General features: G+C 68.0%; 14 protein-coding genes. 5 read left to right on the plus strand and 9 right to left on the minus strand.

The window, feature by feature from the left end:
- A partial coding sequence (locus A5713_RS09650; RefSeq protein ID WP_156751822.1) for an AI-2E family transporter occupies positions 1–427 on the plus strand: 427 nt, incomplete at its 5' end.
- Positions 428–458: 31 nt separating this feature from the next.
- On the opposite strand, the gene dmpG is transcribed toward A5713_RS09650, so the two are convergent.
- The 4 genes from dmpG to A5713_RS09670 are packed head-to-tail and all read right to left on the minus strand — an operon-like array spanning position 459 to position 3,901.
- Positions 459–1,484, minus strand: a complete 1,026-nt coding sequence (dmpG, locus tag A5713_RS09655) for a 4-hydroxy-2-oxovalerate aldolase (protein ID WP_068094999.1) — start codon at positions 1,482–1,484, stop codon at positions 459–461.
- Positions 1,481–2,413: an acetaldehyde dehydrogenase (acetylating) gene (locus tag A5713_RS09660; RefSeq protein WP_068095053.1), complete on the minus strand. Its 933-nt coding sequence runs from the start codon at positions 2,411–2,413 to the stop codon at positions 1,481–1,483. Before A5713_RS09660 ends, dmpG begins: the two co-directional genes overlap by 4 nt.
- Positions 2,414–2,450: 37 nt before the next feature.
- Positions 2,451–3,248 carry a 2-keto-4-pentenoate hydratase gene (locus tag A5713_RS09665; protein WP_068095001.1) on the minus strand — a complete coding sequence of 266 codons (798 nt, stop codon included), beginning with the start codon at positions 3,246–3,248 and terminating at the stop codon, positions 2,451–2,453.
- The gene (locus tag A5713_RS09670) at positions 3,245–3,901 is read right to left on the minus strand and encodes a TetR/AcrR family transcriptional regulator (protein WP_067928215.1); all 657 of its coding nucleotides are present in this window, start codon (positions 3,899–3,901) and stop codon (positions 3,245–3,247) included. The genes A5713_RS09665 and A5713_RS09670 overlap by 4 nt, the downstream gene beginning before the upstream one ends.
- A gap of 85 nt (positions 3,902–3,986) precedes the next feature.
- On the opposite strand from A5713_RS09670, the gene A5713_RS09675 reads away from it, so the two are divergent.
- The 3 genes from A5713_RS09675 to A5713_RS09685 are packed head-to-tail and all read left to right on the plus strand — an operon-like array spanning position 3,987 to position 7,432.
- A complete protein-coding gene (locus tag A5713_RS09675) occupies positions 3,987–5,534 on the plus strand; it encodes a bifunctional 3-(3-hydroxy-phenyl)propionate/3-hydroxycinnamic acid hydroxylase (protein WP_068095003.1) in 1,548 nt (515 codons plus the stop codon).
- A gap of 11 nt (positions 5,535–5,545) precedes the next feature.
- A complete protein-coding gene (locus A5713_RS09680; RefSeq protein ID WP_067928219.1) occupies positions 5,546–6,391 on the plus strand; it encodes an alpha/beta fold hydrolase in 846 nt (281 codons plus the stop codon).
- 27 nt (positions 6,392–6,418) lie between these two features.
- Complete coding sequence (locus tag A5713_RS09685) at positions 6,419–7,432, plus strand: VOC family protein (RefSeq protein ID WP_068095006.1); 1,014 nt, start codon at positions 6,419–6,421, stop codon at positions 7,430–7,432.
- A gap of 66 nt (positions 7,433–7,498) precedes the next feature.
- Here the strand turns inward: A5713_RS09685 and A5713_RS09690 are convergent, their stop codons facing one another.
- Positions 7,499–8,281, minus strand: coding sequence for a hypothetical protein (locus A5713_RS09690; protein ID WP_068095056.1), 783 nt, complete (start codon positions 8,279–8,281; stop codon positions 7,499–7,501).
- Between the two features lie 270 nt (positions 8,282–8,551).
- Between A5713_RS09690 and A5713_RS09695 the strand changes: the two genes are divergently transcribed.
- Positions 8,552–9,568 carry a chemotaxis protein CheB gene (locus A5713_RS09695; RefSeq protein WP_068095007.1) on the plus strand — a complete coding sequence of 339 codons (1,017 nt, stop codon included), beginning with the start codon at positions 8,552–8,554 and terminating at the stop codon, positions 9,566–9,568.
- A gap of 4 nt (positions 9,569–9,572) precedes the next feature.
- On the opposite strand, the gene A5713_RS09700 is transcribed toward A5713_RS09695, so the two are convergent.
- The 4 genes from A5713_RS09700 to A5713_RS09715 form a co-directional block, all read right to left on the minus strand.
- Positions 9,573–10,799 carry a methyltransferase gene (locus tag A5713_RS09700; protein WP_068095011.1) on the minus strand — a complete coding sequence of 409 codons (1,227 nt, stop codon included), beginning with the start codon at positions 10,797–10,799 and terminating at the stop codon, positions 9,573–9,575.
- Positions 10,800–10,897: 98 nt separating this feature from the next.
- Positions 10,898–11,266: a DUF732 domain-containing protein gene (locus A5713_RS09705; RefSeq protein WP_067928229.1), complete on the minus strand. Its 369-nt coding sequence runs from the start codon at positions 11,264–11,266 to the stop codon at positions 10,898–10,900.
- Between the two features lie 70 nt (positions 11,267–11,336).
- Entirely contained in the window at positions 11,337–11,639 is a 303-nt protein-coding gene (locus A5713_RS09710) for a hypothetical protein (protein ID WP_197516349.1), read from the minus strand.
- Between the two features lie 145 nt (positions 11,640–11,784).
- On the minus strand, positions 11,785–12,255 hold the full coding sequence (locus tag A5713_RS09715; protein WP_156751823.1) for a hypothetical protein: 471 nt from the start codon (positions 12,253–12,255) through the stop codon (positions 11,785–11,787).
- Positions 12,256–12,557: the final 302 nt, after the last annotated feature.

Raw genomic sequence — 12,557 nt, forward strand, 5'->3', positions numbered from 1 at the left:
GGCTTCGCGGCTCTCGATGTTCAGCGCTGTCAACCACGTGCGGTGCCCCATTCGTCAGCGCGGCCAGTTCCTGCTCGATGTCCCCTACGCGGTCCTGCTGGGTGTCGTGGTCGCCGTCTTGGACCTTTTTCCCTACGGCTCCACGGTGGGCGGATTCGTCGTCGCCGCCGTCGCGGTCAGCGTCTCGATCCCGGTCGCCATCGGGACCGTCGCCTTCTACATGGGATTCCGGCTGGGCGAGGACTATCTGTTGACGCCCAGGATCATCGGGCGGGCTGTCAGGGTGCCGGCCGGCGTCACGGTCGTCGCCGTGCTCCTCGGCGCCGCGTGGCTGGGCGTGGTCGGAGCGCTGGTGGCGATCCCGCTGGCGGCGGCGCTCCAGCTGCTGGTGCAGGAACTGCTGTTCCCGGTTTTGGACGAGGCGTGAGCGGCGCCGAATACCGTTGGGGGCGAGCGGTCTACGCCCGCGCCGCCTCGCGGCCGCCGGTGAGGTCGAGTGCGATGTCGACGAGCATGTCCTCCTGGCCGCCCACCATCCCGCGACGCCCGGCCTCGACCAGAAGCGTGCGCGCGTCGACGCCGAACCGTTCGGCCGCCGCCTCCGCGTGGCGCAGGAAGCTCGAATACACGCCGGCGTAGCCGAGAGTGAGCGTCTCGCGATCCACGCGCACCGGCCGCTCCTGCAGCGGGCGGACGAGGTCGTCGGCGGCATCCTCGAGGGCGTCGAGGTCGCAGCCGTGTTGCCAGCCCATCCGGGTGGCGGCCGCGATGAACACCTCGAGCGGGGCGTTGCCCGCGCCGGCGCCCATGCCGGCCAGGGATGCGTCCACGCGCCGGCACCCGTGCTCGACGGCGACCATCGAGTTGGCGACGCCGAGGGAAAGGTTGTGGTGGGCGTGGATGCCGATCTCGGTCTCGGCGGAAAGCTTTTGGCGCACCGCGTCGACGCGCTCGGCGACGTCACGCATGGTCATCGCACCGCCGGAGTCGACGACGTAGACGCAGCCGGCGCCGAACCCCTCCATCAACTTGGCCTGGTCGGCCAGGGCCCCCGGGGTGGTCAGGTGGCTCATCATCAGGAAGCCGACGGTGTCCATGCCCAGCTCGCGGGCGGCGGCGATGTGGTGCGCCGAGATGTCGGCCTCGGTGCAGTGGGTGGCGACCCGCACCACGGTGGCGCCGGCCCGGTGCGCCGCGGCGAGGTCGCGGATGGTGCCGATTCCCGGCAGGATCAACGTGGCGATCTTCGCGCGGCGGACCACCGCGGCGACCGCCTCGATCCACTCCAGATCGGTGTGTGCGCCGAACCCGTACACGCAGCTGGAGCCGCCGAGCCCGTCGCCGTGGGCGACCTCGATCGAGTCGACCCCGGCGGCGTCGAGCGCCGCGGCGATGCCCGCGGCCTGTCGCAGTGTGTACTGGTGGCGCACCGCGTGCATCCCGTCCCGCAACGTGACGTCGCTGACGTAGAGCTGATCGGTCATGACGACACCCCCACTCCCGCCAACGCGTGTGCGGCAATGCTTTTGGCGGTGGCCAGCGCCGCGGAGGTCATGATGTCGAGGTTTCCGGCGTAGGCGGGCAGGTAATCCGCGGCGCCGGTCACCTGCAGCAGGGTGGTGACCCGGGTGCCGATGAACTTTCCAGTCTCGGGAATGTGCAGCGGGTTGTCGGGCCCGAACGACTCGAATTGCACGGGCTGCTTGAGCCGGTAGCCGGGCACGTAGCCCTGGACTCGCTCGATCATCGCCGCGATGGACGCCTCGATGGCGGCGTGGTCGCAGTCGCCTTCGACGAGGCAGTAGACCGTGTTGCGCATCAGGATCGGCGGATCCGCCGGGTTGAGCACGATCACCGCTTTGCCCCGCTGCGCCCCGCCGACGACTTCCAGTGCGGTGGCAGTGGTTTCGGTGAACTCGTCGATGTTGGCCCGGGTGCCCGGGCCCGCGGACTTCGAGGAGATCGATGAGACGATCTCGGCGTAGGCCACCGGCGCCGAGCGGTTCACCGCGGCCACGATCGGCACGGTGGCCTGCCCGCCACAGGTCACCATGTTGAGGTTGGGCGCGTCGATGTGGTCGTCGAGATTGACCACCGGGACGCAGAACGGACCGATGGCGGCCGGGGTCAGGTCGAGGACGCGTACGCCGTTGTGGCGCAACGCCTCCCAGTGCCTGGCGTGGGCCTCGGCGGAGGTGGCGTCGAACACGAGGCGCACCCGCTCGAAGCCCGGCATGGCCAGCAGGCCGTTGACGCCCTCCGACGACGTCGGCAGGCCCAGGCGTTTCGCCCTGGCCAGCCCGTCGGACGTGGGGTCGATGCCGATCATCGCGGCCATCGTCAGAGGTCCGCGGCCGCGCAGGATTTTGAGCATCAGATCGGTGCCAATGTTGCCCGATCCGATGATCGCCACCGGAAATTGACCGTCGGCCATGGGTTTTCCTCTCGATCTAGGTGAAGCTGACGCCGACCGACCCGAGCCCGGTGATCGCGGCCCTCGCGCGGTCGCCGGCCTCGACGAACGCGGCGGTGGTGTAGGAGCCCGACATCACGAACTGCCCGGCCTCGATCGTCGTGCCGTGCTCGGCCAGGGCGTTGGCCAGCCACGCGACGGCCACCGCCGGGTCACCCATCACGGCGGTGCCGCAACCCGATTCGACGAGCGTGTCGTTGAGGTAGAGCGTGGCGGTGGTACCGGGCAGGGGCGGTGCGTCCGCGATCGGCACCCAGTCGCCCAGGACCACAGCGCCGGAACTGGCGTTGTCGGCGATCGTGTCCGCCAGGGTGATGCGCCAGTCGGCGATGCGACTGTCCACGATCTCGAGCGCCGCGGCCACCGCTTCGGTGGCTGCCAGCACGTCGGCCGCCACCACCCCCGGACCACGCAGCGGTGCCCGCAGCAGGAACGCCACTTCCGGTTCCACTCGCGGCGTGCAGAACGACCGCCTGGACACCGGCGTCCCCTCGCTCAGCACCATGCTGTCAAGCACGTAGCCGAAGTCGGGTTCGTCGACGCCGAGCAGCGCCTGCATCGGCGCGGAGGTCAGTCCGATCTTGTGGCCCCGCAGGCGCGCGCCGGCAGCGACGTGGCGCTCGAGGTTGCGTCGCTGCACCGCATAGGCCTGCGCCACATCAAGGCCCGGATAGGCCTCGGTCAGCGGCGGGATCGGGCTGCTGTTCGCCCCTGCCGCAAACAACCGCCGGGCGGCCTCGTCCAGCCGGCCGTTTTGGGCGGTCGTCTCGATCATGTGAAGTCCCCGGATTCCAGCAGCTGGGTCGCCGACTGGAAGACCAGGCGGGCGTGCAGGTCGAAGAGCTTGATCAGGTCCACCGAGTCACCACCGATCTCTTTGGCGATGAACAGGCCGTCCGCTCCGGCGATCGCGTAGGTGGTCAGCAGCCGCACCCCCTCCTCGTCGAGCCCGGGCGCAACGTCGCGCACGACCGCCTCGAACCGGTGAAAGGCCGCGTCGCGCACCTGGAGGAACATCTCCCTCGCGCGCGGCTCGACGGGTCGGCGCTCCAGCGCCAGCATCAAGCCCAGGCGGATGAAGTCGGGCGCGTCCAGCAGCGCCTTGGCCACCTGCGTCCCCAGGTCGGCCACCCGCTCCTGGACCAGGGCGCCGCCGGGCAGGTCGAGGGCGGCCAGCCAGCGGCCGAAGCTGCGCTCGATGACCGCGGCGATCAGGTCGTCCTTGTCGGCGAAGTGCCAGTAGATCGATGTCGGCGGCAGGCCGCTTTTCTTGCTGACCAGCGAGATCGTGGTGCCTTCATACCCGCGCTCGGTGGCGACTTCCGTGGCCGCGTCGAGGATCCGCTCGCGCGACTGCTCCCCGTTGGCCCGGGTGCGTCTGCCGGCGCGGGATCCGCTGGAGCCAGTGCTGCCGGAGCCTGTGGTCACGTTGCCCCCTTTTGAGTGTTGACCGTCACGCCATCGAAGCTTACTGTATGGATCACTACATTAACAAGCCGGCGGAAGGGCCGAGATGACTGAGCAAAAAACCTACGACGTGGCGATCGTCGGCTACGGCCCCGTCGGCTGCACCGCGGCGAACCTGTTGGGCCAGCTGGGCCTGAATGTTGTTGTGGTGGAACGTGATCCCGACATCTATGCGCGGGCGCGCGCCATCTCCACCGACGAGGAAGTGGTACGCATCTGGCAGCAGGTCGGGCTGGCGGACCGGCTCAACGCCGACATGCAGCCGGGCTGCGGGGCGAACTTCGTCGACGCCAACGGCGTGCCGTTCGTCAAGCTGTTGCCCGTGTCGAGGGGTAACGGGCACCCCCCGCAGCAGTTCATTTACCAGCCGGCGCTCGAGAAGGTGCTGCGCGACGGGGTCGATCGCTTCCCCAACGTCTCCGTCCTGCTTCGGCACGAGTGCCTGCGTTTGCTCCCGCAGGGCGACTTCGTGGAGTTGATGCTCGCCGACCTGACCACCGACGAGTTCCGGCGGGTCCACGCCTCCTACGTGATCGCCGCCGACGGCGGGTCCAGCGCCACCCGCGCCCAGCTGGGTGTCGGCTTCAGCGGCCGCACCTACGCCGAGCGTTGGATCGTCATCGACACCAAGGTGCTCAAGGAATGGCCCGGCCACGACCGGCTTCGGTTCCATTGCAACCCCGAACGGCCGACCGTCGACTGCCCCACCCCACTGGGACACCACCGCTGGGAGTTCCCGGTGCGCGACGAAGAGGACGAGCGGGACCTGCTCTCGGAGGACGCGATCTGGCAGGTGCTGCGCGGCCAGGGGATCTCGCCGGACAATGTGCAGATCCTGGGGTTCGCCTGCTACAGCCACCACGTCCGCTTCGCCGACCGGTGGCGGGTGGGCCGGATCTTCCTGGCCGGCGACGCCGCCCATGCGATGCCACCGTGGATCGGCCAGGGCATGTGCGCCGGGGTGCGGGACGTGGCGAATCTGTGCTGGAAGCTCGGGGCCGTGCTGAACGGGTCGCTGCCGGAATCGGTGCTCGACACCTATCAGACCGAGCGGCTGCCCCACGTGAAGGAGGTGACCAATCGCGCGGTGAAGACCGGCAAGCTCATCATCGAGCGGAACCGGTTGCGCGCGGCGGCCCGCAATCACATCTTCCGGACCGCGAGCAGGGTGCCCTACTTCTCCACCTGGCTGCGCGACCACCGCTGGTTGCCCGATGCGCGCTACCGCGACGGTCTGCTCGCGCGCAACGGGAACGGGGCCGTCGGCTGGCTGATCCCGCAGCCCTGGGTCCGCGACGAGAAGGGCGACAGCGTGCGCCTCGACGACGTGGTCGGCGGCCGGTGGACCGTGCTGCACACCGGGCGCGCAGTCACAGCACCGGACTGGCTGGCCGCGGGCGTGCCGGCCCTGAAAGTCATCCCGCCCCAAAGCGTTCCGCGCGCCGACTGCGTCGTCGACAGCGACGGATCGCTGACCGCCTGGCTGGACAGCAAGGGTGCGTCGGCGGTGGTCGTGCGGCCCGACGGCTTCGTCTACGCCGGGGCCACCAACGGCCAGCCCCTTCCGCCGCCGCCGGCCGGCTTCAAGTCGTAAGGAAAGACCCAGTGACCACTACCACCCTCACCGAACGCACCGTCAGCGTCAAAGGAAAAGACATCTTCGTCGCCGAGACCGGCAGCGGCCCGGCCCTCGTGTTGCTGCACGGCGGCGGACCGGGCGCGTCGGGCGTATCGAATTACGGGCGCAACATCGAGGCACTCGCCGAGAACTTCCGGGTCATCGTTCCGGACATGCCCGGGTACGGCCGCTCCACCAAGGGCGTCGACCGGGGCGACCCGTTCGGGTACCTCGCCGATCACATCCGGGGGATGCTCGACGAGCTCGGCATCGACAGCGCGCACCTGGTCGGCAATTCCTACGGCGGGTCGTGTGCGCTGCGCCTGGCCCTGGACACGCCCCACCGGGTGAACAAGCTCGTGCTGATGGGTCCCGGTGGCGTCGGGACGACCCGCGGACTGCCCAGCGAGGGTCTGCGGAGCCTGCTGGCCTACTACGGCGGCGACGGACCGAGTCTGGAGAAGCTGCGCACGTTCATCCGGTCATACCTGGTGTATGACGGCGCCGCGGTGCCCGACTCGCTGATCGAGTCCCGCTACCAGGCGTCGATCGATCCCGAGGTGATCGCAAACCCGCCGCTGCAACGGCCGTCGGGGTTGCGCACGCTGTGGCGGATGGACTTCACCCGCGACCACAGGCTGGCCGGCCTCGCGACGCCGACGCTCATCGTCTGGGGCCGGGAAGACAAGGTGAACAAGCCGAGCGGCGCAGCGATGCTGGCCGACCGGCTGCCCAACGCCGATGTCCTGCTGGCCGCCAACACCGGACACTGGGTCCAGTGGGAGCGCGCCGAACTGTTCAACGCCGTCGCTGCCGCGTTCCTGAAAACCTAACCACTGCAATCAATTACAAGGATCAACATGTCTACCACCCACCGGCCCTCGGTGTTCGGCAATGCGCACCTGGGTTATGTCGTGATCGAAACCGACAAGATCAGCGACTGGAAGCGCTTCGGCCGCGACGCGATCGGCATGCACCTCGACGAGATGGCGCCCGACACCGTCCGGTTCCGCCTCGACGACAACGAGTGTCGCGTGCTGCTGCGGCGGGGGCCGGCGGAAGATGTCGTCGCGCTCGGCTGGCAGCTCGACGGTCATGCAACGTTCGACGAGATCAGTCGCCGCGTCGCCGACCACGGGGTGCCCAGCGTCGAGGGCAGCGACGAAGAGGCGAAGCTGCGCGGGGTCGAGCGCTTCCTGCGGTTCCCCGGCCCGAACGGACTCGCCCAGGAGATCTACACCACCGCCCGCAGCGCGCCGCTGTCCCTGGACATCCCGGGCAGCGGATTCGTCACCGGCACAGGCGGAATGGGCCACGTCGCCCTCACCACGAAGAAGCCCCACGAGGTGCGCGGCTATTACAACCACGTCTTCGACGCGCGGCTTTCGGATTACATCGACGAGACCATCAGCGGAATGCGGTTCAAGATCCGGTTCCTGCGAGTCAACGACCGACACCATTCGGTGGCGATCGCATCGGTGAACGCGTTGCCGATCAACCCGATTCGCACCCGCGTCCAGCACGTCAACGTGCAGGTCGCGGCCCTCGACGATATGGTCAGCTCCTACCAGCGGGTCAAGGCACTGGGTTTCGGCATGGCCCTGTCGATCGGGCAGCACACCAACGACAAGGAGCTCTCCTACTACGCGGCGACGCCGTCGGGCTTCGAATGGGAGGTGGGCTGGAACCCGATCGTCGTCGACGAAGCGACCTGGAGCCCCACCACCCACCAGGGCATCAGCATCTGGGGTCACCGGCCGGAAGGGCAGGCCGTCATCGCCAAGCTCCGCCAGTTCGCGGCGGCCACCCGCTCGCTACGGCACCGGGAAGACACCGTCGCGGCGCTCAGCGCGCCGGGCATCGCCGACGATTAGCGGCGATCGCGAGCGCGGCGAAGCCGGGCGAAGCGGGTCGCCGACGACTAACGGCCCGCGCACCGGTCAGCGCCGCTTGTCGCGCACCTTGTAGGTCGACGGCCACGACTTGCGCGATTCGTCCCCGGTCAACGGGGTGCCCATGCCCCCGACCTTGACGTTGTAGGCCTCCTTGCCGGGGCCGACCTCCCGGTTGGCGTGTTCCTGCGCGAGGAAGTACAGCTCGTCGATGGTGGCTTCGTCGTAGGCGACGAACGAGGTCTCGCGCTCGAGGTCATCGACGCCGATCAGCATCCGCGCGGGGAGGAATCGCGAGGCCAGCGCCGCCAGACCCAGCAGCGTGAACGGAATCAGCCAGTAGCACACGTACGACAACGGGGTCCCGGTGTCCCGGATCGTGGCGTCGCCCCGCACGATCGGCGGGATCGCCGACGACACCGTCATGCTGGCCGCCGTCGCCACCCAGATCCAGCTCAGGACGCGGACGGTCCGGCCGAACAGTTCGGTCTTCACGACGTCGGCGGGTTGTTCCGCGGCGGCGAACGCGCGCACGAAGGTCCTGCCCGTCAGCGTGCCGACCAGCGCCACCATGAGGAAGCCTCCGGTGCTGAGCGGCAGCATCCACCGCTGGGCGAATCTGTCGCCCAGCGCGAAGGTCAGCGCCACCAGAACCACAAAGACTGCGACAGAACCGATTTCGAGCGTTCGCTCCGGCTTGCCGCCGACCGCCCCGATCACCATGGCGATGACCGCGACCGCCAGAGCGGTCAACACGGCGGCGCCGAACGGCACGTTGCCGACGAGCACCCAATAAACGATCCACGAAGCAAGACCAAACAGCATGCCCACGATGCGCCAGTCTATGAGTGGCGGATCGCCGCGCCGCCGGCGGCAGGCCAGAAATTTGGTCCGCGGGCCAAACCGCGCACCGTCGAGTCCGGGCTGACCACCGTGATCACCGCGCCACCAAGCGCTTTCCTCGGCGTGCGCCCGCGCCAAGTAGGGGCCTTACGACCCTTGGCGTCATGCCCAGCCGGCGTCAGTCTTGACCCAGACGTTTGCAGGCGGTGGCGGGCTCCGGAAGCTGTCAGCCAGGACAGGGTGAGGCTGGGTCGAGCTATGAAACGCACGGCGACACCGGCTGAAGGCGTGGTGGCGATCGGTGCATCCGCAGGAGGCATCGAAGCGTTGTGCGAACTGGCGGCGGGCATGCCGGCCGACTTCCCGTTCGCTGTCATGATCGTCATCCACATGAGCCGGGGAGCGCCTTCGCTGCTGGCCCAGATCATCGGCAGGTGCGGTCCGTTGCCGGCGGTCGCGGCCGTCGACGGCGCGGTCCTGGAGGCCGGACGTATTTACGCCGCCGTGCCCGATCACCATCTGCTTGCCCGCGACCACCGGATAGCCCTGTCGGATGGCCCGTGGGAGAGCGGTCGCCGACCGGGGATCGATGCGCTTTTCAGGTCCGTCGCGCTGGACTACGGCCCCAGGGCAATCGGTGTCCTGATGTCGGGCCTGCTCGACGACGGCGTGGCCGGGCTGCGCGCCATCAAGGCGAAGGGAGGAGTCACCGTGGTCCAGGAACCGGCGGACGCGCTGTTTCCCGATCTGCCGAACAATGCCATGAAGGCCTCCGTGGCCGATCACACCGCGGCGGCCAAGGACATCGGGAGCCTGCTCGCCGAGCTGGCCGGCCGGAACATCGAAGAGCCGGCGGCGGACCCGGACGGGCGGCTCGAGTTGGAGAACCAGATCGCAATGGACAGCCAATTCGCGGCGGCGGTCGGCATGGAGGACCTGGGCCCGCCGACCGGGTACACCTGCCCCAGCTGCAACGGCGCGCTGATGGCCGTTGCCGACAACGGGTACCGCTGCCAGGTCGGGCACGCATGGACCGCACAGGCGCTGCTGGTGGCTTACGGCGACGAACTCGAGGAAGCGGTCTGGGCAGCCATCCGCACCCTGAAGGACACCGCGCGACTGTCTCGCACCCTGGCCGAAAATGCGGAGAGCGCAGTCGATTTGGAAGGCTACACCGCCGCGGCGAACCAGGCCGCGCACGCGATCGCCGCGCTGCGCCAGGGCCTTCTGGCGGCCAAGGCCGGCAACAACGGGACCACCGAGGCGTCGTCGTGAAAGGCTAGCCGGACGCGCCGGTGTTCAGCGCCATCGCCAAGAAGTCGAGACGCCACAGCGACTGGAACAACTTGCGTCCGAATTCCTTTACCAGATCCGCGTTTTCCGGCCCGACATCGTCACGCTGTGCCACGGACTCGATGATCTCCCGAATCGCGCGGCGGCCGTCGACCTGCTGGACGAAGGGCAGCTGGGCCGGGTTGAGCTTCAACTTCGCGCCGGGCAAATGGATCTCGTCGCCGGACAGTAGGCATGCCGTGCGCAGCAGCGGGACGTAGTCGAAGGCTTCAGCCGTGGAAAAGTCGATTGCGTAATGCTCTTTCGGACGTTCCGGGCGGCAGGCCATGAAGAAGTGGGTGGCACTGGCCGGCTGCAGCCGTTCCATGACGGACCACAGTTCGACGTCCGGGAGCCGGTCCAGCACGGCCTGGAACCGGCTCGCCGGCGCGACGAAATCGTGCGGGTAGTAGGGCGTTTTGTGAAACCATCCCTGGAATGCGAGCCCAGCGGAGCTGACCAGGTCCAGGCATTCCGTGACGGTGTAGCTTCGCTGGCGACTGTGCAGAAACGTATCGACCAGGGCGCCGTCGGACATCAGATCGTTCGCGCGGTTGAGGTAGGACCGCACCGGGTGATCCGCCGGTAGCACCGTGATCGCCTCTTTGACCATTTGGACCGATGCATCGTCCTGCGTCAGTCCGAGGTCGCGAAACACCGATTCGAGCATGTCGACGCCGATGCGGCCGTACTTCGCGTAAAGCATGACGGCCAGCACCCCATCGGCGCGCAGACGTCCGCCCAGCGCTTTGAGGCCGGCCAGCGGCTCCGCCATGTGGTGCAAGACGCCGGTGGAGACGATCAGGTCGAAGTCGCGGGACAGCGTCGCCACTTCTTCGATGGGAAGCAGACGCAATTCCAGGTTGTCGAGCCCGTGCTTATCCTTCAAGTATTGCTGGTGCTTCAGCGCCGACCGGCTGACGTCGATGGCGACCACTGCGGCGGCGCGGTTCATGAACGCGATCAGGGCCGCCTGGAAGGTGCCGCAGCCCGCGATGAGAATGTCGAGATCCGGCTTGTAGCCCCGGTCGGGCCACAACACCCGGTGCGCCCAGAAGGGATCGAACCAATCCCAGTGGTTCGTGCTCCATGCCGCGAGGTCGGTCACGGGAGGCGGGTACTCCCACCGATCGTACTGGCGGGAAACATCGTCGGCCCGCGGATCGTCGGTCACTTCGGCGCAACTCCTTCGCGGTGGCGGTCGCGACCAACTTACTGTGCTTGGCCTCGGTCGGCCCGCCGACGGTGTGCCGCGATGACCGACGTTCGCGTTCACATCAGCGGGGGACCCGGTATCAGCCAGATCAGCGAGGTGTCGATGAGCCCGCGGTACTGCGGGCAGTAGGCGGCCACCGACAGGCCGATGAAATAACCGGACTCCCGCATCGTGAGGTCGGTGTCGCGCATCACCTTCATCGCCAAAACGCTTGCATTCGCGTTGTTGTCGAATCCCGTACACACGCGGTGCGCCATGGCGATCGCGGTGCCGCTGTCCCGGACCTCGATCCCGTAATTCACCAGCGACGCGATGAACGCATCATCGACCGGATCCGCCGATGCCGACCCCGAACAAAGCGCCGCGGTGGCGGACAGCAGGAGCACGCAGGCGACCACCCACCGCTTCCCACGCGGGACGTTCATCCGGCTGGGCATCCCTTCTGTGCGGACCTTCGGTGCGGACTACTGCGTCCCCGCGCCGTCGGCGACCCGGTCAATTCGGCGAAGACACCGATACTTTCGCCCCGGGCGCCCCTTGCGCGGACTGCCCGTTGGTCTGCGGCGCGCTCATGTCGCGCAGCGCGACGGGTTGTGAACGCCACCCGGCGTATCCGAGGGCCGCGCTGATCGCCGTGTAGACAACGGCCTCCGTCCACATGAACCCGACGCCCCACTTCCTGCCGAGGAAGATGGGCTCGTCGATGATGCCGGCTGATGCGGCGACGGCGTAGCCCGCGTGCGCATAGGCGATTCCGGCGAACGCTCCGCAGAAGAATTTGCTGATTTCGCGATTCATGTCATTGCCCTCTCTCGGTAGCCACGAAGTCGTGTGGTTTCACTGTCGCGGCTCCCCCGTAACCGGGCATAGGGGCCAAGGTCCTCCCGCACCGGACCCTTCGTCGCATTCCGTCGAGCGCCTTTAGGCCCGCTCGACCGATGACCTACGGGTGTTCGTTGAGGACGCGATCGCGGATGGCGGTGGCGCTGGACAGATGCCCCTCCGCGGAATTCATGAACTCCCCCGCATGGCGGGCCTCGTTCGCATCCTTGTCCTCGACCGCGGCGACGCAGAAGTGGGACGCGGCGTCGAAGTCGTCGAGGCTGGCTTGCAGCGCCGTGGTGAGTTCTTTGTCAGGAGACGGCAGGTGGCCCTGCAGGAAACTCGCTGCCTCATGGCCATCGTGGCAGGCCGCCCCGAGGCCGGGGTAATCCTGGCTGCCGATGGCGAAGGTGGCCTTGCCCATGGCGATTCCCAGGTCCTGCATGTGGTCTTTGGTCAGCTCGACCCATTCGCGCACGGCCTGGGAATGCGGCGTTGTCGTGGTGGTGGTGCCCCCGCCGGTGTGTGTCCGAGTTGAACACCCCGCGATGAGAAGAACCACCGCAACGACCCCAATGGCTTGCTTGATCACCCTGGTGATCCTTCGCCCTGCCGGCGCCAGTCAGACAGGGCATAAAGGCTCTACCTCCGATAGGAAGACGACCCAGATTTGCTCAAACTACCGCGTACGATGCGTTGAACTGCACGGACGCTCGGTGCCCCAGTGGACTCGACAAGGGACCAAAGTCCCCTTCCCACCGGAGTTCTCGTCCGGGCCTAGCAAGCCAGTTATGGTGACGCCCATGTTCTGGCGTCGTGGCCGGCGGTCAGCGGCACTGCTTGCCGTGCTGCTTTCCGCGTGCCATTCGACCGGAGGCACCCCACACTCCGCGC

It is taken from the genome of Mycobacterium sp. E2497 (assembly GCF_001668695.1).
In the GTDB taxonomy this organism is placed as follows: Bacteria; Actinomycetota; Actinomycetes; order Mycobacteriales; family Mycobacteriaceae; genus Mycobacterium.